22 protein-coding genes, 1 tRNA gene and 2 rRNA genes (1 of these 25 cut by a window edge) are annotated in these 21,549 nt (G+C 56.4%); 8 read left to right on the forward strand and 17 right to left on the reverse strand.

Annotation, left to right across the window (positions count from 1 at the left end):
• Positions 1–25 precede the first annotated feature (25 nt).
• Together moaB and L1065_RS06455 are read right to left on the reverse strand one after the other, a co-directional pair.
• Positions 26–568, reverse strand: coding sequence for a molybdenum cofactor biosynthesis protein B (moaB, locus tag L1065_RS06450; RefSeq protein ID WP_237094654.1), 543 nt, complete (start codon positions 566–568; stop codon positions 26–28).
• Positions 565–1,341, reverse strand: a complete 777-nt coding sequence (locus L1065_RS06455) for a uracil-DNA glycosylase (RefSeq protein ID WP_237094655.1) — start codon at positions 1,339–1,341, stop codon at positions 565–567. Before L1065_RS06455 ends, moaB begins: the two co-directional genes overlap by 4 nt.
• Positions 1,342–1,454: 113 nt before the next feature.
• On the opposite strand from L1065_RS06455, the gene L1065_RS06460 reads away from it, so the two are divergent.
• From L1065_RS06460 to plsY, 5 genes are all read left to right on the forward strand, one after another.
• Positions 1,455–2,405: an aspartate carbamoyltransferase catalytic subunit gene (locus L1065_RS06460; RefSeq protein WP_237094656.1), complete on the forward strand. Its 951-nt coding sequence runs from the start codon at positions 1,455–1,457 to the stop codon at positions 2,403–2,405.
• Positions 2,402–2,797 carry a hypothetical protein gene (locus L1065_RS06465; RefSeq protein ID WP_237094657.1) on the forward strand — a complete coding sequence of 132 codons (396 nt, stop codon included), beginning with the start codon at positions 2,402–2,404 and terminating at the stop codon, positions 2,795–2,797. The genes L1065_RS06460 and L1065_RS06465 overlap by 4 nt, the downstream gene beginning before the upstream one ends.
• Positions 2,794–3,345, forward strand: coding sequence for a hypothetical protein (locus L1065_RS06470; RefSeq protein WP_237094658.1), 552 nt, complete (start codon positions 2,794–2,796; stop codon positions 3,343–3,345). The genes L1065_RS06465 and L1065_RS06470 overlap by 4 nt, the downstream gene beginning before the upstream one ends.
• 64 nt (positions 3,346–3,409) lie before the next feature.
• Positions 3,410–4,702: a dihydroorotase gene (gene pyrC, locus L1065_RS06475; protein WP_237094659.1), complete on the forward strand. Its 1,293-nt coding sequence runs from the start codon at positions 3,410–3,412 to the stop codon at positions 4,700–4,702.
• Positions 4,699–5,310 carry a glycerol-3-phosphate 1-O-acyltransferase PlsY gene (gene plsY, locus L1065_RS06480; protein WP_237094660.1) on the forward strand — a complete coding sequence of 204 codons (612 nt, stop codon included), beginning with the start codon at positions 4,699–4,701 and terminating at the stop codon, positions 5,308–5,310. Before pyrC ends, plsY begins: the two co-directional genes overlap by 4 nt.
• Here the strand turns inward: plsY and L1065_RS06485 are convergent, their stop codons facing one another.
• From L1065_RS06485 to L1065_RS06495, 3 genes are all read right to left on the reverse strand, one after another.
• Entirely contained in the window at positions 5,311–6,681 is a 1,371-nt protein-coding gene (locus L1065_RS06485) for a glutamate--cysteine ligase (RefSeq protein ID WP_237094661.1), read from the reverse strand.
• 62 nt (positions 6,682–6,743) lie between these two features.
• Positions 6,744–7,265 carry a hypothetical protein gene (locus tag L1065_RS06490; protein ID WP_237094662.1) on the reverse strand — a complete coding sequence of 174 codons (522 nt, stop codon included), beginning with the start codon at positions 7,263–7,265 and terminating at the stop codon, positions 6,744–6,746.
• Positions 7,262–7,984, reverse strand: coding sequence for a 16S rRNA (uracil(1498)-N(3))-methyltransferase (locus L1065_RS06495; RefSeq protein WP_237094663.1), 723 nt, complete (start codon positions 7,982–7,984; stop codon positions 7,262–7,264). Before L1065_RS06495 ends, L1065_RS06490 begins: the two co-directional genes overlap by 4 nt.
• Before the next feature lie 12 nt (positions 7,985–7,996).
• Between L1065_RS06495 and ubiA the strand changes: the two genes are divergently transcribed.
• The 3 genes from ubiA (at position 7,997) to L1065_RS06510 (ending at position 11,210) form a co-directional block, all read left to right on the forward strand.
• Positions 7,997–8,977 carry a 4-hydroxybenzoate octaprenyltransferase gene (ubiA, locus tag L1065_RS06500; RefSeq protein ID WP_237094664.1) on the forward strand — a complete coding sequence of 327 codons (981 nt, stop codon included), beginning with the start codon at positions 7,997–7,999 and terminating at the stop codon, positions 8,975–8,977.
• 63 nt (positions 8,978–9,040) lie between these two features.
• On the forward strand, positions 9,041–10,897 hold the full coding sequence (locus tag L1065_RS06505) for an OmpA family protein (RefSeq protein ID WP_237094665.1): 1,857 nt from the start codon (positions 9,041–9,043) through the stop codon (positions 10,895–10,897).
• Positions 10,884–11,210, forward strand: coding sequence for a hypothetical protein (locus L1065_RS06510; RefSeq protein ID WP_237094666.1), 327 nt, complete (start codon positions 10,884–10,886; stop codon positions 11,208–11,210). Before L1065_RS06505 ends, L1065_RS06510 begins: the two co-directional genes overlap by 14 nt.
• An 84-nt stretch (positions 11,211–11,294) precedes the next feature.
• Here L1065_RS06510 and L1065_RS06515 read toward each other — a convergent pair whose 3' ends face one another.
• The 12 genes from L1065_RS06515 to L1065_RS06570 form a co-directional block, all read right to left on the reverse strand.
• A complete protein-coding gene (locus L1065_RS06515; protein WP_237094667.1) occupies positions 11,295–11,735 on the reverse strand; it encodes a molybdenum cofactor biosynthesis protein MoaE in 441 nt (146 codons plus the stop codon).
• Positions 11,735–11,980: a molybdopterin converting factor subunit 1 gene (moaD, locus tag L1065_RS06520; RefSeq protein WP_237094668.1), complete on the reverse strand. Its 246-nt coding sequence runs from the start codon at positions 11,978–11,980 to the stop codon at positions 11,735–11,737. The genes L1065_RS06515 and moaD overlap by 1 nt, the downstream gene beginning before the upstream one ends.
• The gene (gene pgsA / locus L1065_RS06525) at positions 11,980–12,642 is read right to left on the reverse strand and encodes a CDP-diacylglycerol--glycerol-3-phosphate 3-phosphatidyltransferase (protein WP_237094669.1); all 663 of its coding nucleotides are present in this window, start codon (positions 12,640–12,642) and stop codon (positions 11,980–11,982) included. The genes moaD and pgsA overlap by 1 nt, the downstream gene beginning before the upstream one ends.
• A gap of 149 nt (positions 12,643–12,791) precedes the next feature.
• Positions 12,792–14,651: an excinuclease ABC subunit UvrC gene (gene uvrC, locus L1065_RS06530; protein WP_237094670.1), complete on the reverse strand. Its 1,860-nt coding sequence runs from the start codon at positions 14,649–14,651 to the stop codon at positions 12,792–12,794.
• 290 nt (positions 14,652–14,941) lie between these two features.
• On the reverse strand, positions 14,942–15,721 hold the full coding sequence (locus L1065_RS06535; protein ID WP_237094671.1) for an SDR family oxidoreductase: 780 nt from the start codon (positions 15,719–15,721) through the stop codon (positions 14,942–14,944).
• Between the two features lie 10 nt (positions 15,722–15,731).
• Entirely contained in the window at positions 15,732–16,670 is a 939-nt protein-coding gene (locus tag L1065_RS06540) for a calcium/sodium antiporter (protein ID WP_237095171.1), read from the reverse strand.
• A 168-nt stretch (positions 16,671–16,838) separates the two neighbouring features.
• The gene (locus L1065_RS06545; protein WP_237094672.1) at positions 16,839–17,630 is read right to left on the reverse strand and encodes a S49 family peptidase; all 792 of its coding nucleotides are present in this window, start codon (positions 17,628–17,630) and stop codon (positions 16,839–16,841) included.
• A gap of 65 nt (positions 17,631–17,695) precedes the next feature.
• A complete protein-coding gene (locus L1065_RS06550; protein ID WP_237094673.1) occupies positions 17,696–18,457 on the reverse strand; it encodes an ABC transporter permease in 762 nt (253 codons plus the stop codon).
• Complete coding sequence (locus L1065_RS06555; RefSeq protein ID WP_237094674.1) at positions 18,454–19,380, reverse strand: ABC transporter ATP-binding protein; 927 nt, start codon at positions 19,378–19,380, stop codon at positions 18,454–18,456. The genes L1065_RS06550 and L1065_RS06555 overlap by 4 nt, the downstream gene beginning before the upstream one ends.
• Before the next feature lie 119 nt (positions 19,381–19,499).
• Positions 19,500–19,576, reverse strand: a tRNA-Met gene (locus L1065_RS06560).
• Positions 19,577–19,655: 79 nt separating this feature from the next.
• Positions 19,656–19,770: ribosomal RNA gene (rrf, locus tag L1065_RS06565) — 5S ribosomal RNA — on the reverse strand.
• Between the two features lie 106 nt (positions 19,771–19,876).
• Positions 19,877–21,549, reverse strand: a 23S ribosomal RNA gene (locus L1065_RS06570) (it continues 1,159 nt past the right edge of the window).

A 21,549-nucleotide genomic window follows, 5' to 3' on the forward strand; every position in this document is an offset into this window, starting at 1 on the left:
TTTCCGTCGAAATTGTGATATCGCATCACTTGCGGCGTTTGTGTTCATCCAGACGCGGCATGATCTCAACGAAATTGCAGGGGCGATGGCGGTAATCCAACTGTTTTACCAAAATTTCATCCCACGCATCTTTGCAAGCGCCCGTCGATCCGGGCAGCGCAAACAGGTATGTTCCGTTGCAAACACCGCCTGTCGCACGCGACTGGATCGCGCTTGTCCCGATCTTGGCCATGCTGACATGAGTGAACACCGTGCCAAAGGCATCAATCTCTTTTTCGTAAACATCACGGTGCGCCTCGACCGTCACATCGCGCCCTGTCAAGCCCGTGCCGCCCGTGCTGATAATGACATCGACACCCGCATCGTCACACCAGCTGCGCAACACATCCGCGATCATCTGGCGATCATCCACCACGATTTTTCGGTCCGCCAGCATGTGCCCCGCGCCTTCCAGCCGCGCCACCAATGTGTCGCCGCTGCGGTCATCATCCAGACCACGCGTATCGCTGACGGTCAGAACCGCAATACGCACCGGGATAAATTCCATCTTCTCGTCTATGCGGCTCATGATGCCTCCAATCGCGCTTTGATCTGCAGCAAATCGGCCCATGCCTCGCGCTTCATCACTGGATTGCGCAGCAAATACGCAGGGTGAAACATCGGCATCAGGCCCGTTCCGTTGTGATCCGCCCATGTCCCGCGCAAGCGTGTTACGCCCTTGCGCCCAAGCAACGCCTGACAACTGATGTTGCCCATCGCAACAATAACCTGCGGCTTGGCCAACGCGATATGACGTTCGATGAACGGGACCATCATCGCCAGTTCAAGCGGTTTTGGGTCTCGGTTCTGCGGCGGGCGCCACGGCATGACGTTGGTGATATAGGTATCCGTTGCCCGACTGCGGCCAATCGCGGCCAGCATCTTATCCAGCAATTGCCCCGCCGCACCGACAAACGGCACGCCCGCAATGTCCTCGTCACGGCCAGGCGCTTCGCCAACAATCATCAAAGGGGCCTCAGCCACCCCATCTGCAAAAACAAGGTGTTGCGCCCCGCGTTTAAGATCACAATGCTCAAATTGTCCCATCGCATGCTTCAGGGCAGCCAGATCGCCTGCCGCCTCCGCCGCCTTGCGCGCTTCGGCAACGGCATCGGTCTCAACCGGTTGCATCACGGCAGGCGCAGCGGCCCGTTTTGCAACAACAGGCTTGGGCGTTTGCGCAGGCGTTTCATACCGGTTGATCGGCGCATCCGCGATACATTCATCAACGCCCAAATCCACTTGCCATTCAAGTGCTGCGCGGGCGGCATGCCAATCCATATGATCCAGAGACGATTCCATAGAGTGCTAACCTAGGCTGCGGCCCCCAAAGGGTAAACACCTTGTGGCGTGCCCCTTGCCGCTTATCGCGCCCCCTTCTATACCCTTGGAAACACCAGCAAGGGGGCCACATCATGGCATGGCGCGCGAAACATCTTTTGGGCATCGAACACCTTGGCCCGGACGAGATTACGACCCTTCTGGATTTGGCCGATACCTATGTGGATCTGAACCGCAAGCGTCACAAGCATTCGGACGCGCTCGCAGGTCTGACACAGGTGAATATGTTTTTCGAAAATTCGACCCGCACGCAGGCCAGTTTTGAATTGGCTGGCAAACGGCTTGGCGCCGATGTCATGAGCATGGCCATGCAGGCATCCAGCATCAAAAAAGGCGAAACCCTGATTGATACGGCCATGACGTTGAATGCGATGCACCCTGATCTGCTGGTTGTCCGCCACCCCCATTCGGGCGCCGTGAACCTGCTGGCCGAAAAGGTGAATTGCGCCGTTCTCAACGCAGGGGACGGGCGTCACGAACATCCGACCCAGGCGCTGCTGGATGCGCTTACCATCCGCCGCAGCAAAGGGCGCTTGCACCGCCTGAATATCGCAATTTGTGGCGATATCGCCCACTCCCGCGTGGCGCGGTCCAACATCATGCTGCTTGGCAAAATGGAAAACCGCGTGCGCCTGATTGGGCCGCCCACGTTGATGCCATCGCAAATTGATCACTTCGGCGTCGAGGTTTTCGACGACATGCACGAAGGGCTGCGCGACGTGGATGTGGTGATGATGCTCCGCCTGCAACGCGAGCGGATGGACGGCGGCTTTATCCCGTCCGAACGCGAATACTACCACCGCTACGGTCTGGATCAGGCCAAGCTGGACAACGCCAAACCCGACGCCATCGTCATGCACCCCGGCCCCATGAACCGCGGCGTCGAAATCGACGGCGAACTGGCAGATGATATCAACCGGTCGGTCATTCAAGAACAGGTGGAAATGGGCGTTGCCGTTCGTATGGCTGCGATGGACCTGTTGGCCCAAGCTGCACGCGCAACCCCAACCGAGGTCATGGCTTGATCGCAACGCCCGACTTCAAGACTTTCCTCAAACGCTCCGTGCTTGGTGCGCTTTTGTTGGCCGCGGCTTTGCTGCCTCTGTTAACCGCGATTGATCTGGTGGGTGGTCTGATCGTCACCGCTGTATCGCCCATCGTTTACATGATCGCCTTTGATGACTGGCGCACGTGGCGGCGCACCCGCGAACAGGTGTGGACCTTGGACGCCCAGGGGCTCACGCTCACCGACGGGTCAGAGGAACCAAACCTCATGCCTTGGGCGGCAATCACAACGGCGCAGGAACATTGGTGGGATGGCGTAGTTGTCTCTTTGAAAGATGGCCAACGGCTCAAACTCAACTATCTGGCAAATCCAAAGGCCGTGGCACAAAGGATAAGGCAAGCAACCCAATGACCCTACAAACCCAAGTCAGCGAAAACGAACGCGGCGTCATCCGCCTTTACGAAATTGCCTTACCCCATGACGAAGCCCGCGCAATCACCGCCAGCGACATTCAGCAAGCGTTTGGCGTTGACCATTTGGATAGCGACTTTGTCGAAACCTTCCATGTGCGTGATCTGCAAGAACTGGGGCTGCGCGGTTATATGGAAACGGGCCTAGGTATCGCATCTTGCGACATTGATCCATTTGCCGAACGCATTGTCGATGTGGACGGGTGGGTGGCCCTTGTCGTCTCTCAGGCCTTTGGCGGTCGCGAAACGCGCCTTGCACCCAAACACCCCCTGCGGCCCATCGGCGCTTTCGTCGAAGAAGGCGCATCTACCCCGCTGACACGGTTGCAGGCAGAAACGGCCAAACCATCCCCACCGCCAGACGCGTCCGAAGAAAACCCCAAGGGCAAAAAACCCCGTTCTGACGCCGCGATGTCAGGCATGGTGGCCACAATCGTTCTGATCGTCCTTGCCCTTCTTGTCTTTGCGATGATCTGGGTTGGGGGTTAAGCCTCTTTCCCCCATCCGCTTTCCCCGTTAGACAGATGCCGATGCAGCGCAAGGCCCTTTTCGGATGACGGATCTCCTCCTTACAAACGCACGGTTGATTGACCCAGAGGCTGGCACAGACACTCTTGGGGCCGTTCTGGTGTCCGACGGTGAAATCAAGGGCATCTGGTCAGACACACCCGATATACCACCTTCCTTTCAAGGCAAAACCGTTGATCTGAATGGCAAATGCCTTGCGCCGGGGATCATCGACATCGGCGTCAAAATTTGTGAACCGGGCGAGCGTCACAAAGAAAGCTACGCATCCGCAGGCCGTGCCGCCGCCGCAGGCGGCATCACTACCATTGTCACCCGCCCCGACACGCTGCCCGCCATCGACACCCCCGAAGCGCTTGAATTTGTTGCCAAGCGTGCGGCGACCGATGCGCCTGTGCGCGTGTTACCCATGGCCGCGCTGACCAAAGGGCGCGCAGGTCACGAGATGACCGAAATCGGCTTTTTGCAAGATGCAGGCGCCGTGGCATTTACTGATTGCGATCACGTGATTGCAGACACCAAAGTCTACCAACGCGCGCTTACCTACGCCCGATCACTCAACGCATTGGTCATTGCCCATATTCAGGAACCCACCTTGTCAAAAGGGGCCTGCGTGACCAGCGGCAAATTCGCCTCCCTGCGCGGCCTGGCTGGCGTGTCGCCCATGGCCGAACGGATGGGGCTGGACCGCGATATCGCCCTTTTGGAAATGACAGGTGCAAAATATCACGCCGATCAAGTCACCACGGCCCGTGCGCTGCCCGCGCTCAAACGTGCGAAGGCAAATGGGCTGGATATTACCGCAGGTGTCAGCATCCATCACCTCACGCTCAACGAACTGGACGTGGCCGACTACCGCACCTTCTTTAAGATCAAACCGCCTCTGCGCAGCGAAGAAGACCGCATCGCGATGATTGAAGCGCTGGCTGACGGCACGCTTGATATCATCCACTCCATGCACACCCCCCAAGACGAAGAAAGCAAACGCCTGCCCTTTGAAGAAGCCGCAAGTGGGGCCGTTGCACTTGAAACGCTTTTGCCCGCCGCCATGCGCGTTGTGAACAGCGGGCTGATTGATCTGCCAACGCTGTGGCGCGCCCTGTCGCTGAACCCCGCTAACCGCCTTGGCCTCCCCCAAGGCCGCCTCAGCGCTGGCGCACCCGCAGATCTGGTGGTCTTTGACCCCGATGCGCCTTTCGTGATGGACCGAACCAAACTGCTGTCGAAATCCAAGAACACGCCCTTTGATGGCCAACGCATGCAAGGCCGCGTCCGCGCAACCCTCGTAGACGGCACAGTGGTGTCAGGCTCCCTTAAATGAGCGTCGTCATCTTCGCCCTCGCAGCTCTTTTTGGCTTCACCCTCGCAGCTCTTTTTGGCTATCTTTTTGGCTCAATACCCTTCGGCCTCGTCATGGCGCGGCTGTTCGGCTTGGGCGATTTGCGCACAATAGGATCAGGCAACATAGGCGCCACAAACGTCCTGCGCACGGGCAATAAACTGGCCGCCTTCCTGACCCTGATCTTGGACGCAGGCAAGGCAGGTATTGCAGTGCTGATCGCTGGCCAATTCGGTATCATCGTCGCCATGATCGCAGGGCTGGCCGCCTTTATCGGCCATTGCTACCCCATTTGGCTCAGGTTCAAGGGCGGCAAAGGCGTGGCGACCTTCTTTGGACTTCTCTTTGCGCTCGCTTGGCCGGTTGGCGTCGGCGCGGGGGCCACATGGTTGGCCGTGGCCGCCATCACGCGGTATTCATCCTTGTCGGCTTTATTTGCGGCGGGGCTTTCACCGCTCTGGGCGTGGTATCTGGGGTATCCCGCCTTGATCTGGTTGCTGATAGCATTGGCCGCACTTGTGTTCTGGACCCACCGCGAGAATATCGCCCGCCTCAAAGACGGCAGCGAAACCAAAATTGGTCAGAAGTGATCAGTAGCTGAACGCATCATAAATGCGGCTCAGATCACCGTTCCACTCTCCATTGTAGCAGTCCAGAAGTTCATCCGCGGGTGTCTGACCCGTCTCAATGCTTTCTTTCAAAGCGTTAAGGAAATGGGTCTCGTCTGGCACCATCCCGCCCGCACCTACGCGCGCGCGCGCTTTCAAACCGCTTTCGCAAATATCGACCACCTCGCGCGCAAGGGCATGCATTTTGATGCCCTCGACCTGCGCCTGAAGCCCGTCGACCGATGCCGCAACGCGCAGTGCCTCGCGCTGCTCTGCGCTCCAGCCCTTGCACAGATCCCATGCCGCATCCAAGGCCGTCTGGTCATACATCAGGCCCACCCAAAACGCAGGCAAAGCACACAACCTGCGCCAAGGCCCACCATCTGCACCGCGCATTTCGATGAACTGCTTGATCCGCGCTTCGGGAAAAACGGTCGTCAGGTGATCGGCCCAATCCGACAACAGCGGCTTTTCACCCGGAAGCGCAGGCAACTCACCCTTCAGGAAATCGCGAAACGACATACCAAGGGCGTTGATGTACCGCCCGTCGCGGTAGACAAAATACATCGGCACATCGAGAACATATTGCACCCACGCCTCAAAGCCGAAACCGTCCTCGAACACAAATGGCAGCATGCCTGTGCGGTCCGCATCCAGATCGCGCCAGATACGGCTGCGCCACGATTTATGGCCGTTGACCTGCCCTTCAAAGAATGGGGAGTTGGCAAAGAGCGCTGTTGCGACAGGCTGCAACGCCAGTGCCACGCGCAGCTTTTGGACCATGTCCGCCTCTGACCCGAAATCAAGGTTCACCTGAACCGTGCAGGTGCGCCGCATCATCGCGGTGCCCATCGTGCCGACCTTTTCCATATAGTCATTCATCAACTGATACCGCCCCTTGGGCATCAGCGGCATGTCCTCGTGGCGCCACTCAGGCGCTGCACCAAGGCCAATGAATTTCACACCCAGACGGTCCGACACCTCTTTGACTTCTGCCAGATGGGTGTTCACCTCATCGCAAGTCTGGTGGATCGTCTCAAGCGGTGCGCCCGACAATTCCAACGCGCCCCCGGGCTCAAGGCTTACATTTGCGCCATCTTTTTCCAGCCCGATGATATGCGGCCCTTCCAACACGGGCGTCCATCCAAACCCGTCGCGCAACCCCTCAAGGACCGCCTTAATCGATCGCTCGCCCTCATAGGGAAGCGGCTTATGGCTGTCCTGACAATAGCCGAACTTTTCGTGTTCGGTCCCGATGCGCCAATCCGCCTTGGGCTTGCAGCCCTTTTCCAGCAGCTCGGCCAGTTGGGAATGGTCTTCAATCGGGCCGCCGCCGCTTTGTGGAATAGACATCGGTGTCTCCTGAAACTGTTATGCCATCCGTGGCGCAGGTGCGCTTGGCTGTCAATCAACGATCAGTGCAAGGCGGTGTGCGCAGATGCAGACGGGGCTTGCCAGATCAAAGTCATAGGCGCGTCCGATTGCGGCGCACGGGCCGCTGCATCATAGTCAACACCACTCAGCACGCCCAACGCATCAAACAGGCTTTCGGCATTGCGTGCATTGTTGGGGATGGTCAACGTGGGCGCGGATTTCGCCTCAAATTCCCAAAGAAGCAGCCCACGGTGGCGAAACATCGACACGCGGATCAAATCCTCGATCGACACCACACCGCCCCCATCTGGCCCGAAATAGGCGATCTGTCGTTCTGTCACTTCGACCACGCCCGCCCCGTCGCGGCCATAGGGAAACCGCGCGCGCTGCACGCCTTCCCACAAAAACGCAAGGCCAAGCGCGGCCAACCCCCATCCTGCATAGCTGGCCAAGCCAAACCGCGTCAGGCCGAAATATGCCCCAAGCGCGATCACCACCACGCCAATGCCCACATCGCGGAACCGCCAGATGGCATCGCGGGCAGCGGGTCGAATAAAGCTCATCTCCAGTCACCTTTCGCATGCTGCCAAAGGCTCAGCGCTGCAACGGCGGCCGTATCGGCACGCAACACCCGCGGCCCCAAAGACAGCGTCTGCACAAATGGCAAATCCACCAGCCGCGCACGCTCGGCCTGCGAAAACCCGCCCTCCGGACCGATAAGAAGGGCCGCCGGCGCCGTGCGCAAACTGCCCAACTCCGAAGAGGCCCGACCAACCAAGGCCTCATCACAAAAGATCAACGCGCGATCAGGGTCCCAAGCATCCAGCACATGTGTCAACTTGGCCAGCGCATCCACAGGTGGCACAAAAGTGCCCCCGCATTGCTCGGCGGCCTCTACGGCGTGGGCTTGCAGACGGTCCTGCTTGATCCGGTCGGCATTGGTGAAATCCGTCTGCACAGGGCAGATCCGCGCGGCCCCCATCTCGGTTGCCTTTTCGACAATGAAATCCGTGCGTGCCTTTTTGATCGGCGCAAACAAAAGCCACAGGTCAGGCGGCATCTGTTGCGGCGCTGTCTGGTCTTGGCAGCTCACCGCACCACGCCGCTTGGCCGCATCCACCACCACGGCAGACCACGCGCCGTGCACCCCGTCAAAAACGGTGATCACATCGCCCAACCCCAGACGCATCACCCCAAAAAGGTAATGCGCCTGCGCTGCATCCAACGGAACCGTTTGCCCCGCGCCCAAGGGATGATCTACATAAAGACGAACCTTACTCATGGAGCGCACCCTATGCCCGAGACAATGCAAGGCCAAGTGGCAGATGCCGTAAAAGGCAACTGGGTGGATACACTCGCACCACACGCCACACGCCCCTATCTGCGATTGTCGCGCGCAGATAGGCCCATTGGCACGTGGCTTTTGCTTTTGCCCTGCTGGTGGAGCCTTGCACTGGCCATCCTGGCCACGGGACAGGCACGCCCCTTTGATGCCTGGATCTTTGTCGGCTGCGCACTGGGCGCATGGCTGATGCGCGGGGCGGGCTGCACATGGAACGACATCACAGACCGCGATTTCGACGGGGCGGTGGAACGCACCAAATCACGCCCGATCCCGTCAGGGCAGGTCAGCGTCAAAGGCGCTGTCATCTGGATGTGCGCTCAGGCTCTGGTGGCGTTCTGCATCCTGCTCACGTTCAACCTCAACGCGATCCTTCTGGGCGTCGCCGCACTTGTGCCGGTGGCCATCTACCCTTTTGCAAAACGCTTCACGTGGTGGCCACAGGTCTTTCTGGGGCTGGCGTTCAACTGGGGCGCGTTGCTGGCATGGACGGCACACACCGGCGCCCTGCACTGGCCTGCGGTGGTGCTCTATCTGTCGGGCATCGCATGGACGCTGTTTTATGATACGATCTACGCCCATCAGGATACCGAGGACGACGCACTGATCGGCATCAAATCAACCGCACGGCTTTTCGGCGAAAATTCGCCACGTTGGTTGCGGCTGTTTTTGGTGGTCACTGTGTTGTTGATGGGGCTGGCGGTTTTGCTGGTGGCACTGCCCACAGGCAACATTCTCGCACTGGTTCTGGCGCTTGGTGGCCCTTGGGCCATTGGGCTTCACATGGCCGCACAGCTGGCGCGGTTCAAACCAAGTGACGGTGCAGGTCTTGTCACTTTGTTCAGGTCCAACCGAAACGCAGGGCTGTTACCCTTTGTCTTTTTCGCCTTGGCGGCGCTCGTCTCGATTGCACCTTTCGGCCCTTGGGCGTAAGCACAGACAAGACAGGGAAAAACATCCGTCAGAGCATCAGTCAAAGGCATCAGACACACCCATATGAGACTTCAGTCCGTTCTCTTTAGTTTTCTCGCATTTGCCGCCGCTGGCGGTAGCGCCGTTCTGGCTGCGCGTGCGGTGGTTACTCTGGTCGAGGACCGCTCTGCCATCGAAGTCGGGCAAGCCTTCGTCGACAATCAGTTGAACTGGGCCGAAGTCACCACCGATGGTCTGAACGTCGTGCTGACCGGCGAAGCCCGTGACGAGGCCCAACGGTTTGAAGCGATCTCGGTCGCTGGCAGCATCGTCGAAGCGAGCCGCGTCATCGACAGCATTTCGATCTCGCAATCCGAACAAACGATCATCCCGCGCTTTTCCATGGAATTGCTTAAAAACGATGCGGGCCTGTCCCTGATCGGTTTGGTGCCCACCAGCATTGATCGCGACCGGTTGATCCAGGATATCACCCGCGTGGCACGGGGTGCCGAAATTTCTGATCTGCTGGAAACCGCCGACTACCCCGTCCCCGACGGATGGGACAGCGCCGTTGAATTTGGCCTTGCCGCCATGCAGAACCTGCCCCGCTCAAAAGTGTCCATCGCCGCAGACCGCGTGGCGATTGTGGCCGCCGCCGAAAGCCTCGATGCCAAACAACGTCTCGAAAGTGTTCTGGCCCGCGAAGCCCCCGAAGGCGTCACCCTCGAGATGGACATCACCGCGCCGCGCCCCGTGATCTCGCCCTACACGTTGCGTTTCCTGATTGACGACGCAGGCCCCCGCTTTGATGCCTGCGCCGCAGATACGCCGATCATGCGCGGCCAAATCCTGAACGCCGCCCGCGCAGCAGGGCTTGAAGGACAGGTGGACTGCGTTTTGGGTCTGGGCGTGCCATCGCAACAATGGGGTGCAGCGGCGCAAGCTGGCATCGAAGCGGTTGCCGAACTGCAGGGCGGCTCACTGACCATGTCGGATACCAACGTCTCGCTGGTTGGACCCGACACTGCGACCCAAGGTGTGTTTGACCGCATCGCCGGTGATCTGGAAGCCAAATTGCCCACGCTCTTTAGCCTGACCGCGACACTACCTGTTGCAGCGGGCAGCACTGGCGCAGATGGCCCCGTGGAATTCGTGGCCATCCGTACGCCAGAAGGTCAGGTTCAACTGCGGGGCAGCGTCCCATCAGACCTAGTGCGCACCGCATCCGAAAGCCTTGCGCGCGCCGAATTTGGCGCCAGCAACGTCTATAACGCCTCGCGCGTCGACGAAGCACTGCCCGAAGGTTGGCCCATTCGCGTGCTGGCTGCCATCGAAGCACTGGCCGAGGTCAACAACGGGTCCGTGCGCGTCTCTGCCGATCGCGTCGAAGTGCGCGGCAACACGGGCGACACCCGCAGCCGCGCCAATATCAGCCGTATCCTTGCGGATAAATTGGGCAACCAAGGCACCTTCCAGATTGATGTGCTGTATAAAGAGGCGCTTGATCCGATCGCCTCTATCCCCACAGCCGAGGAATGTGTGACCGAGATCACAGGCATCCTTGCGCAAAAGAAAATCACATTTGAACCTGGGTCATCCAACATCGATGCAAGCGCGCGTGACACGATCGACAAAATTGCCGAACTGCTGAAAACCTGCGTAGACGCCCGCGTGCAAATTGCAGGCTATACCGATAGCCAAGGCTCCGAAGAGCTGAACGCACGTATCAGCCAGGACCGCGCCGATGCCGTGCGCACCGCGCTCGTCACCCGCCGCATCACCCCTGCCCGTCTTGAAGCGGTCGGGTTTGGCGAAGCAAACCCGATTGCCGACAACGGCACCGAAGCAGGGCGCGAAGCAAACCGCCGCATCGAATTTACCCTGATTTCGAACGATCCCCCATCAGACACGGACGAGGCCGAGACCGATGAACAGAACTGAATTTATCGTCGCGATTGCAGCCATCCTATTTGTGGCCTTCATGCTTGGCTGGTTTGCCCACTGGCTGATCAGCCGCTTTACCCGCGTATCGCAATCTGACGTGGGCGAGTTGGACAAGATGGCCCAAGCCCTGCACGAAGCCGAAGAAACCCGCGACCAAGCAATCACCTATTTGCAGCAGCGCGAGGCGGAAATCAGCAACCAGATGGCCCAGACCGAAGCAGAGCTGCGCGCAGCGATGGACGGACTGCGCGATGCCCGTCATGAAGCCGAGGAACTGCGCAGTTATATCGAACGTGCGCAACAAGGCTGAACTGTCGGGTTTTAGGTATTTTTACAACAATGAAGCAGCACGCGTGCTGTTTCGCAAAGGGTGCGCGTTAACCTTAATGCGGGATTACCAGCGCGAGAGCGCATCTTCGTCCTGCGCTTTGCTTTCGACCCAATCCGCGCTGGTCTGCGTGATCTCTTTTTTCCAGAAAGGGGCGCGGGACTTCAGGTAATCCATCAAAAACGCGGCCCCTTCAAAGGCCGCCTTGCGGTGTCGGCTGGCTGTGGCCACCATCATGATCTGTTCGTCTGGTCCCAAATCGCCAAAGCGGTGGATCACCATCACATGCGCCAGATCAAAACGGTCCGTCGCTTGTTTGGCAATATCCGTCAGTGCCTTTTCCGTCATGCCGGGATAATGCTCTATCGTCATGGTGTTCAGCCCGCCGGCCACATCACGCACGATCCCCGAAAAGCTGACAATCGCACCTGCCCCTTGGGCGGCATTCGTAAAAGCGTTTAGTTCAGCGCCTGCATCAAACGCCGCTTCTTGGACCCGAATATCCATCAGCCACCTGTCATGGGCGGGAAAAAGGCGACCTCGCGCACGCCTTTTAAGGGGGCGTCGAAATCGCTCAGTTCCTGATCAAGGGCCACGCGCAGGGCGCTCACGTCCTCAAAGGCCGCATCATATCGGGCCTCACGCGCGCGCAGTTCCGCTACAAGATCAGCCACCGTTTCAGCCTGTGTCTCGACCGTTTCGCGCGGCAGTCCAATGCGTTCCCGCACCCATGCAAAATAGACAACATCCATCAGCCATCCCTCAGATACGGCAGCGACTTACGAAAATAGTCCCAGCCTGTGATTAAGGTTAACACCGCCGCGACCCAGAGCAAGACAAGCCCGATGGACCAGCTCAGATCCCAGCCCGCATCTTTCCAGCGCAGGCCAAGCACGTCGTCAGCCTCTCCCGCTAAAATAGCCTGAACCAAAGCAGGGTCCATGCCCACTGTCTGCTCGATCAGGTAGTGTTCGAACGCGCCTTTTGAAAATAACACCGCAATCGCCACCATCTGGGCCGTGGTTTTCCATTTGGCCAGTTTCGTGACCGCAAGCGTTTTGGCGTCATCGCCCAAAAACTCGCGCAGACCGCTGACAAAGACCTCGCGAAAAATGATCACGGTGGCAGGCAGCAACAGCCAAGGGTCCATGCCCGAAAAACCCACAATGATCAGCAGCGCAATCACCACCATCGCTTTGTCGGCAATGGGGTCCAGCATCGCGCCGAACTTGCTGGTCTGGTTCCACGCGCGGGCCAGATAACCGTCAAAGAAATCCGTGATCGCCGCCGCCGCAAACAAGATCAGCGCAAACCAGTCTGCCCAAGGACGGTTGAAATACAAAAACATAATCACCACGCCGAAACAGGCAAACAGGCGACCAATCGTCAGGATATTGGGTAGGTTCCACTTCATAGCTCAGATGTAACCTGTCTCTTCTACGTTAACAAATGGCTAATGCACCGAACGTCTGACGCATTGCCATACCGTGAGCAGACGCTAGGCCATACATCGGCTGTTCGTAAATTTTCACTTAATTTCATAGGCTTGTCCCCGCGGGGACACTATTTTTCATGGAAAAAATCGTAAATCGTCTGCGCCATCGCCTCCGAAATACCCTCGACGGCCTTCAGATCGGCCAAATTTGCGCGCCCCACCGCCTTTGCAGAGCCGAAATGCATCAAAAGCGCTTTCTTACGACGTGCGCCAACGCCCGGAACATCATCGAGTGGGGTCACGCCAACAGCCTTGCTGCGTTTGGCGCGGTGCGTTCCGATTGCAAATCGGTGGGCTTCGTCTCGCATACGCTGAACGAAATAAAGAACGGGGTCGTTGTGGCGTAGCGCCATGACCTGTTTGCCCGTGCGATGAAATTCTTCTTTACCAGCATCGCGGTCCAACCCCTTGGCAACCCCCACCATCGGAATATCGCCGACGCCCATATCTTCCATAATCTCCCGCACGGCGCTGACCTGCCCCGCGCCGCCATCGATCAACAGAAGATCAGGCCAATCGCCCTTGGACCGATCAGGATCTTCTTTCAAAAGGCGTTTGAAGCGGCGCTTCAAAACCTCTTTCATCATCCCAAAATCATCCCCGGGCGTAAGCTCTTCTCCACGAATGTTGAACTTGCGGTAGCTGTTTTTCATGAATCCTTCGGGGCCCGCGACAATCATCGCACCCACGGCATGCGCCCCTTGGATGTGGCTGTTATCATATACTTCGACCCGCTGTGGGGGGGCATCAAGATCAAAGGCCTCGGCCAGACCTTTCAGCAGTTTTCCTTGGGTCGCACTTTCGGCCATTTTGCGCGCAAGGCTTTCGCGGGCGTTGCGTGCCGCGCCAGCCACAAGATCCATCTTTTCACCGCGTTGGGGCACGATGATATCAACCTTGCGTCCGGCTTTTTGGGACAACGCATCAAGCAACAAATCCTCGTTTTCGACACCGTGAGATAAGATCACCTGCTTGGGCGGTTCCTTGGTGTCATAGAACTGGCCAAGAAAGGCCTCCATCACTTCGGTTTCAGACACGTCAGCGGCCAAACGTGGATAGTAGTCGCGGTTCCCCCAATTCTGGTTTGCACGTATGAAAAACACCTGCACACAGGCCTGTCCGCCATCCATATGAAGCGCGATCACATCAGCCTCTGACACACCGCGCGGATTGATACCTTGGGCTGTCTGCACTTGGGTCAGAGCGCGGATACGGTCCCGCATGGCAGCTGCACGCTCGAACTCCATTGCTTCGGATGCTTTGGCCATTTCATCTGCCAGACGTTCCTGAATACCAGTGGTCTTGCCAGACAGAAACTTCTCGGCGTCACGCACACTGGCGGCGTAATCGTCTTGCGATATCTTGCCGACACACGGCGCGCTGCATCGTTTGATCTGGTAATTCAAACAGGGCCGCGTGCGCCCTTCATAGGTGCTATCTGAACAATCACGCAGCAAGAACACCCGCTGCAACTGGTTCAGCGTTCTGTTCACGGCGCCAGCACTTGCGAAGGGGCCATAGTAAGACCCTTTGGTCTTTTTGGCCCCGCGGTGTTTGCGGATTTGCGGAAAGGCGTGATCCTTGGCGACCAGAATATTGGGAAATGATTTATCGTCGCGCAGCAGCACATTGTATTTCGGCTTGAGCTGCTTGATCAGGTTTTGCTCAAGCAGCAGTGCTTCTGTTTCGGTCGCGGTGGTCAAAAACATCATCGAACGGGTTTCAGAGATCATCCGCGCGATACGGCCAGAATGTCCCGTCGGACGTGCGTAATTGCTGACACGGTTCTTCAAATTCCGCGCTTTGCCAACGTAAAGCACGCGCATCTGCTCATCCAGCATGCGGTAAACGCCGGGCGACGCATCAAGCGTTTTAAGGTAGCTATGGATCAACTTATGGCCTGTCAGCGGCGCGTCTGTCTGGGTCATATTCCGATACTTATGATTCCTACTCTTGGCTGCAATGGGAAACAGGGCAGGGCAAGAGCAAAGGCATCCACGAATGCTGTGGATAACTTCGTGGAAAATCTTTGGGGATTTCGAAATTTCCTAATGTTTTTGGGCCCTTCGTTGGTTTGCTCAAAAAATGGGCAAAAACCTAACGTATTGATAAAAAGGGATATTTTTTGTTCAAACCTCAAGCGATTGAAATCATTAAGGTTTTAGTAACGAAAATGTAACGGCCGTGTGGTCTGGTGCATAAGTGCCCCTAGGTCAGATTATTCGACGCCCAAAACATCTGGTGTTTGCCAAGCAAGATGCTGCCCGCCGTCCACGCACAAAAGCTGCCCCGTGATTGCCGGCGCATCAAGGAAATAGCCCAGAGCCGCCGTGATATCCGTGGTGTTGGCGCCGCGACCCAGAACCGTATTTGCACGTTGCTTTGCAAAATGTTCAGATGATTGACGGCCGCCTTGAAGCGTCGGGCCAGGTCCGATGGCATTGACACGGATATCGGGGGCAAGCCCTTGCGCGGCTGTTTTGGTCAGCGCCCACAGCCCCATCTTTGCAATCGTATAGGTCGAAAATTCAGGTGTCAGTTTGCGCACACGCTGGTCAATCATGTTGATCACAAGACTTTGCGCAATCGGTTCGCCCGCGTCATCCACTGCCCCTTTGGGCGCATGTTGCGCAACAGCTTGGGTCAACACGTAGGGCGCACGCAGATTGCTTTCGAGATGACGGTCCCACAAGGTGCGTGTGGCGCTTTCGATGGTGTCATATTCAAAGATTGAGGCATTGTTGACCAAACACGTGATCGGGCCACCCAAAGCCGTCATCGCAGATGGCACCAAGGCTTGGGTCTGGTCCTCAACCAACAGATCCGCTCGAACAGAAACCGCGTTTTGACCCTTGGCCTTGATCAGTGCGACAACTTCGTCTGCTGCCGCGCGTGAGCTGGCGTAATGCACCGCAACATCGAACCCCCGGTCCGCCAGATAAAGCGCCATGGCGCGGCCCAGTCGTTTGCCCGCGCCCGTGACCAATGCATTTTTCATAACCCGCCCCTTAGACCAGCAATATAAACATATACGCCAGATAGAGCGTGGTCAGAACGATGCCAGCAGGCCGCAGCAAGTTGACCTTGAAAAAGACAAATGGGATCAGAATGAGCGAAGATGCCAGCATGACCCACAGATCAAAGCGCAGGAATTCAGGATCAACGGGAATATTGCCGACAAAACTGGACAGCCCGATGATGGCCAGCAAGTTGAACATGTTTGAGCCAATGACATTGCCAAGCGCGACATCAGCTTGTTTGCGATAAGCCGCCGCAACAGTTGTGGCCAACTCTGGCAGAGAGGTTCCAATCGCAATCAGGGTTAGGCCGATGACAGCCTCGGACACGCCAAAGCTGCGCGCGATGATGACTGAGTTATCGACAAGCAAATCCGCACCAAGGGGCAAACCGATCAGCCCCAATAGCAAATAGCCGATGATCTGCCACCAAGGCATATCTGGGTCGGCACCTTCGGGCTCTTCTAACTCAGCAGCCGCATCGCGGTGCCGTTTCGCTTCGAAGAACTGATCAAGTAGAATGGCAACGAGAACCGCCAGTAACAGCAGGCCATGCATCCAAGTGATCGGCCCAAAGAAACACACGCCAATAAACAAAACCGTTGCCGCCATCATGTAGACAAACGTCTTACGGGTGTTGCAATCGGCCGTATGAAGCCCCGCCAGTAACGCCGGCACACCTAGAACAAGCAATACATTCGCAGTGTTGGACCCGACAACATTGCCCAAAGCAATCGCAGGTGCCCCATCAGAAATCGCGGCCGTTGCGATCAAAAGCTCGGGCGCGGAGGTACCAAAAGCGACAATGGTCAGACTGACAATCAGCGCGGGGATACCAAGGCGAAGCGCAAAATTCACAGCGCCTTTCACCAATGCATCACCTGCCAACAGCAAGATCACAAGGCCCAAGCCCGTCAACAAAAGCGGCATCGTCATTTAGAAGCCCCGCAGGCGCAGGGACCTTTGCCGATCCGAAAACGTCCGCATGATTTGCACTTGGCGCTGGCCAGTCGGGCTTGGCCAGGAAACCGAAGCCGACCGAACATCGCCAACACGACCATGCCAATCAGAAAAAGAGAGACGATTTTTACCAGCACGTCAGAGGCCAAACTGCGCGCGCAACGCACGTTCTTCTAGGCTATCAAGTGTGTCGTCTAAAACACGGGCACCAAGTCTGGCCAATAGCGGTTTTTTCTGCCCGTAAACACGAAACTGAACCTTATCGCCAAATTGATCCTTCATCTTGGGAACCAGATGGGCAACGCCGTCAGCCAAACCAACCTCAACGGCTTTTTGGCCCACCCAAATTTCACCTGTGAACAAATCCCGATCAGCCAGCTTGTCGCCACGTGATCCGGTTATTTGGGCTTTAAATGTCTCGTGAAGCTGCTCAAGAATGGTTTTGAGGCGCGCAACATCTTCGGGGTTTTCGGGTTTGAACGGATCATTCATGCTTTTTGATGTGCCAGCCGTATAGACCCGCCGCTCAACACCGTATTTTTCGATCAGACCATGCAACCCAAAACCTGCGCTAATCACACCGATAGAGCCAACAACAGACGTTGGATCAACATAGATTTCGTCGGCGGCCGACGCGAGCCAATAGCCGCCAGACGCAGCCACATCTTCGACAAACGCGTAGACGGGAACGTCTTTTTCATCGGCCAACCGGCGAATACGGGCACCGATCAGTGACGATTGCGCGGGGCTTCCGCCAGGGGAGTTGATCACGAGGGCAACCGCCTTCGGCTTTCCTTTGCCAAAGGCTTTTTCAATCATACCAGCGACGCCTTGATCATTCAGACCCCGTGGCCCGCTTGCGATCATGCCATTGAGACGAACCACCGACACAACAGGGTCGGATTTCATAAAGGGTATCCAGCGTTTCATACTTCGGATGTAGAGTGCTGCACGCGCGGCTACAAGGGCATGTGGTAAATCGGATACGCCTATCGCTAACTGCGGATTTTATAGCCGGTTTTGAAGATCCACCAGATCACAGCCATACAGAGCAACGTGAAGCCGCCTATCGCAATCAGGCTGATCGTTACGTCCACGTCCGCTTCGCCAAAGAAGGACCAGCGAAAGCCCGAAATAAGGTAGACCACAGGATTGAATAGCGTGATCGTCTGCCAGATGGGAGGAAGCATGCTGATCGAATAAAAAGAGCCCCCCAAAAACACAAGCGGGGTAATCACAAGGAGGGGGATCAGCTGGAGCTGCTCAAAATTTCCCGCCCAAATCCCGATGATGAACCCAAGCAAGCTGAACGACAGACAGGTCAGTGTGAGAAAGGCTATCATCGCGAACGGATGCTGGATCGTTATATCAACAAAGAAGAACGACGTAGCGAGGATGACCAGGCCGATAAACATCGATTTCGTTGCCGCCGCGCCGACATATCCGATCACAATCTCTAGGAAGTTTACGGGTGCCGACAAGAGCTCGTAGATCGTGCCGATGAACTTGGGGAAATAGATGCCAAAACTGGCGTTGCTTGTCGATTGTGTCATGACCGAGAGCATGATCAGTCCCGGGACAATAAATGCACCGTAGCTGACGCCATCGACTGTATCGATCCTGCTGCCAATCGCGGTGCCGAACACGACGAAATACAGACAGGTCGAAAGGACGGGCGACAGGAACGACTGGGCCAGCGTCCGAAAGAAACGCGCCATTTCGTAAACGTAGATGGATTTGATCGCCGAAATGTTCATTGCTTTTCCTTCACCAGACCGACAAAGATATCCTCAAGGCTACTTTGTTGTGTCTGAATATCGGTCATCACAAGCCCTGCGGACTGCAGATCGGCCAAAAGGGTGGTAATACCTGTGCGCTCGCCCGTGGCATCATAGGTATAGAGCAGCGATGCGCCGTCAGGCGCGAGATCGAGGCCATATTGCGCCAGCGCATCTGGCACGGAATGAACAGGTTCGGAAAGATCAATCCGCAACTGCTTTTGTCCCAGTTGCTGCATCAACGTTTCTTTCTCCTGAACGAGAAGAATTTCGCCATGATTGATCACGCCAATGCGATCGGCAATTTCTTCGGCCTCTTCGATATAGTGGGTCGTCAGGATAATAGTCACGCCGCTGGCTTTAAGATCACTCACGACATCCCACATATCCTTGCGCAATTCGACGTCAACGCCTGCAGTTGGTTCGTCCAGGAACAGAACCTGCGGTTCATGACTGAGGGCTTTGGCAATCAGAACACGGCGCTTCATCCCGCCCGACAACTCGCGTATTTTGGCGTCTTTCTTGTCCCACAAGCTTAGTTGACGCAAAATCTTTTCGATGTAGGCATCGTTGCGGGGTTTGCCGAAAAGACCACGAGAAAATCTGACGGTACTTATAACGGCCTCAAACGGCTCCAAAGCAATTTCCTGAGGGACGAGCCCAATCATCTCGCGGGTGTGACGATAGTCTTTTGCAATATCGTAGCCACCAACAAGGACGGATCCGCTAGAAGGGACGGTAATGCCACAGATCGTGCTGATTAGCGTGGTCTTGCCTGCGCCGTTTGGACCGAGAAGGGCAATGATCTCGCCTTTCTTGATCTCAATGGAGACTCCTTTCAGGGCTTCAAAACCAGAGCCGTAGATCTTTTTTAGATTATCAACCTTGATCATGACGGACATCCGCTACGCCTTTCTGGTTTTGGAGCACTTTAGGGGCAAATAAAGCGATAATCACCCTGCATCATTGCACAACTACATATAGAAAAACCGCCCAACGCAGTGCTGCGGGGCGGTGTATTTGGTTGCGGGAGTAGGATTTGAACCTACGACCTTCAGGTTATGAGCCTGACGAGCTACCGGGCTGCTCCATCCCGCGCCAAAAGCGCAACCTCAAGTCCAGAAAGATAGGTTTGAGGTGCATCGTAAGAGAGGTGTTCAAACTGAGTTCTTATTAGGTTTGGCGATGACCTACTCTCCCACACCTTAAGATGCAGTACCATCGGCGCTACAGCACTTAACTGCCAGGTTCGGGATGGAACTGGGTGTTTTGCTTGCGCTATGATCACCAAACCGAAAAAGAACTCGGTTCGAACTTACAAACATCAAAGTCAAGAAGACTTTCTGTGTAGTGCAGTATGCTTTTGATATGTCCATAGAAGACTGTCTTCTACTGGATCAAATCAAGCCTATCGAGCAATTAGTACCGGTCAACTGAGTGCGTTACCGCACTTACATCTCCGGCCTATCGACGTGGTGGTCTTCCACGGCTCTCAGGGATACCTTGTTTTGAGGGGGGCTTCCCGCTTAGATGCCTTCAGCGGTTATCCTGTCCGATCATAGCTACCCAGCACTGCTCCTGGCGGAACAACTGGTACACCAGTGGATCGTTCACCCCGGTCCTCTCGTACTAGGGGCAACTCCTCTCAAGTATCCTACACCCACGGCAGATAGGGACCGAACTGTCTCACGACGTTCTAAACCCAGCTCACGTACCTCTTTAAACGGCGAACAGCCGTACCCTTGGGACCTGCTCCAGCCCCAGGATGAGATGAGCCGACATCGAGGTGCCAAACGGTGCCGTCGATATGGACTCTTGGGCACCATCAGCCTGTTATCCCCGGCGTACCTTTTATCCGTTGAGCGATGGCCCTTCCACTCGGGACCACCGGATCACTATGGCCGTCTTTCGACTCTGCTCGACTTGTCAGTCTCGCAGTCAGGCTGGCTTCTGCCATTGCACTCAACGAGCGATTTCCGACCGCTCTGAGCCAACCTTCGCGCGCCTCCGTTACGCTTTAGGAGGCGACCGCCCCAGTCAAACTACCCGCCACACAGGGTCCCGGATCCGGATAACGGACCGCGGTTAGACATCAAGCAAAGCAAGGGTGGTATCTCAAAGGAGGCTCCACAATGACTGGCGTCACTGCTTCAAAGCCTACCACCTATTCTGCACATGCTTGGCCTGATGCCAATGTGAAGCTGTAGTAAAGGTGCACGGGGTCTTTCCGTCTAACCGCGGGAAGCCTGCATCTTGACAGGCAATTCAATTTCGCTGAGTCTATGTTGGAGACAGCGGGGAAGTCGTTACGCCATTCGTGCAGGTCGGAACTTACCCGACAAGGAATTTCGCTACCTTAGGACCGTTATAGTTACGGCCGCCGTTTACCTGGGCTTCAATTCAAGGCTCTCACCTCTCCTTTTAACCTTCAGGCACCGGGCAGGCGTCAGACCCTATACGTCGTCTTGCGACTTCGCAGAGCCCTGTGTTTTTAGTAAACAGTCGCCACCCCCTGGTTTGTGCCCCCAGTCAATACTTGCGTAGAAACTGGGCCTCCTTCTCGCGAACTTACGGAGGTATTTTGCCGAGTTCCTTCAACATAGTTCTCTCAAGCGCCTTGGTATTCTCTACCAGTCCACCTGTGTTGGTTTAGGGTACGATCTGATGATGGAGCTATTTCCAGGAACCTCTAAGCGGCCCTTCCAATCCAATAAGGAAGAACAACCCTCGAGATCCGTCACTACCATCTGGCTCAGGAATATTAACCTGATTCCCATCGACTACGCCTTTCGGCCTCGCCTTAGGGGTCGGCTTACCCTGCTCAGATTAACTTTAAGCAGGAACCCTTGGACTTTCGGCGACAGGGTCTCTCACCCTGTTTGTCGCTACTCATGTCATCATTCTCACTAGTGATCTCTCCACCGGATGGCTCACGCCCCGGCTTCATCGAAAACTTCTCTCCTCCAATCTAGGCGAACCTAGCAAGGAGGAATGAAGTTATTTCACACTACGCTCTGCTACCATGCAATAAATGCATCCTAAGCTTCGGCTCATGGCTTGAGCCCCGTTAC

It is taken from the genome of Nereida sp. MMG025 (assembly GCF_021654165.1).
GTDB lineage: Bacteria > Pseudomonadota > Alphaproteobacteria > Rhodobacterales > Rhodobacteraceae > Nereida.

Bases quoted from the DNA above. Each gene is read 5' to 3' on its own strand.
- moaB (WP_237094654.1), bottom strand. From the start codon at position 568: ATGAGCCGCATAGACGAGAAGATGGAATTTATCCCGGTGCGTATTGCG.
- L1065_RS06455 (WP_237094655.1), bottom strand. From the start codon at position 1,341: ATGGAATCGTCTCTGGATCATATGGATTGGCATGCCGCCCGCGCAGCA.
- L1065_RS06460 (WP_237094656.1), top strand. From the start codon at position 1,455: ATGGCATGGCGCGCGAAACATCTTTTGGGCATCGAACACCTTGGCCCG.
- L1065_RS06470 (WP_237094658.1), top strand. From the start codon at position 2,794: ATGACCCTACAAACCCAAGTCAGCGAAAACGAACGCGGCGTCATCCGC.
- pyrC (WP_237094659.1), top strand. From the start codon at position 3,410: ATGACGGATCTCCTCCTTACAAACGCACGGTTGATTGACCCAGAGGCT.
- plsY (WP_237094660.1), top strand. From the start codon at position 4,699: ATGAGCGTCGTCATCTTCGCCCTCGCAGCTCTTTTTGGCTTCACCCTC.
- L1065_RS06485 (WP_237094661.1), bottom strand. From the start codon at position 6,681: ATGTCTATTCCACAAAGCGGCGGCGGCCCGATTGAAGACCATTCCCAA.
- L1065_RS06490 (WP_237094662.1), bottom strand. From the start codon at position 7,265: ATGAGCTTTATTCGACCCGCTGCCCGCGATGCCATCTGGCGGTTCCGC.
- L1065_RS06495 (WP_237094663.1), bottom strand. From the start codon at position 7,984: ATGAGTAAGGTTCGTCTTTATGTAGATCATCCCTTGGGCGCGGGGCAA.
- ubiA (WP_237094664.1), top strand. From the start codon at position 7,997: ATGCCCGAGACAATGCAAGGCCAAGTGGCAGATGCCGTAAAAGGCAAC.
- L1065_RS06505 (WP_237094665.1), top strand. From the start codon at position 9,041: ATGAGACTTCAGTCCGTTCTCTTTAGTTTTCTCGCATTTGCCGCCGCT.
- L1065_RS06510 (WP_237094666.1), top strand. From the start codon at position 10,884: ATGAACAGAACTGAATTTATCGTCGCGATTGCAGCCATCCTATTTGTG.
- L1065_RS06515 (WP_237094667.1), bottom strand. From the start codon at position 11,735: ATGGATATTCGGGTCCAAGAAGCGGCGTTTGATGCAGGCGCTGAACTA.
- moaD (WP_237094668.1), bottom strand. From the start codon at position 11,980: ATGGATGTTGTCTATTTTGCATGGGTGCGGGAACGCATTGGACTGCCG.
- pgsA (WP_237094669.1), bottom strand. From the start codon at position 12,642: ATGAAGTGGAACCTACCCAATATCCTGACGATTGGTCGCCTGTTTGCC.
- uvrC (WP_237094670.1), bottom strand. From the start codon at position 14,651: ATGACCCAGACAGACGCGCCGCTGACAGGCCATAAGTTGATCCATAGC.
- L1065_RS06535 (WP_237094671.1), bottom strand. From the start codon at position 15,721: ATGAAAAATGCATTGGTCACGGGCGCGGGCAAACGACTGGGCCGCGCC.
- L1065_RS06540 (WP_237095171.1), bottom strand. From the start codon at position 16,670: ATGCCGCTTTTGTTGACGGGCTTGGGCCTTGTGATCTTGCTGTTGGCA.
- L1065_RS06545 (WP_237094672.1), bottom strand. From the start codon at position 17,630: ATGAAACGCTGGATACCCTTTATGAAATCCGACCCTGTTGTGTCGGTG.
- L1065_RS06550 (WP_237094673.1), bottom strand. From the start codon at position 18,457: ATGAACATTTCGGCGATCAAATCCATCTACGTTTACGAAATGGCGCGT.
- L1065_RS06555 (WP_237094674.1), bottom strand. From the start codon at position 19,380: ATGTCCGTCATGATCAAGGTTGATAATCTAAAAAAGATCTACGGCTCT.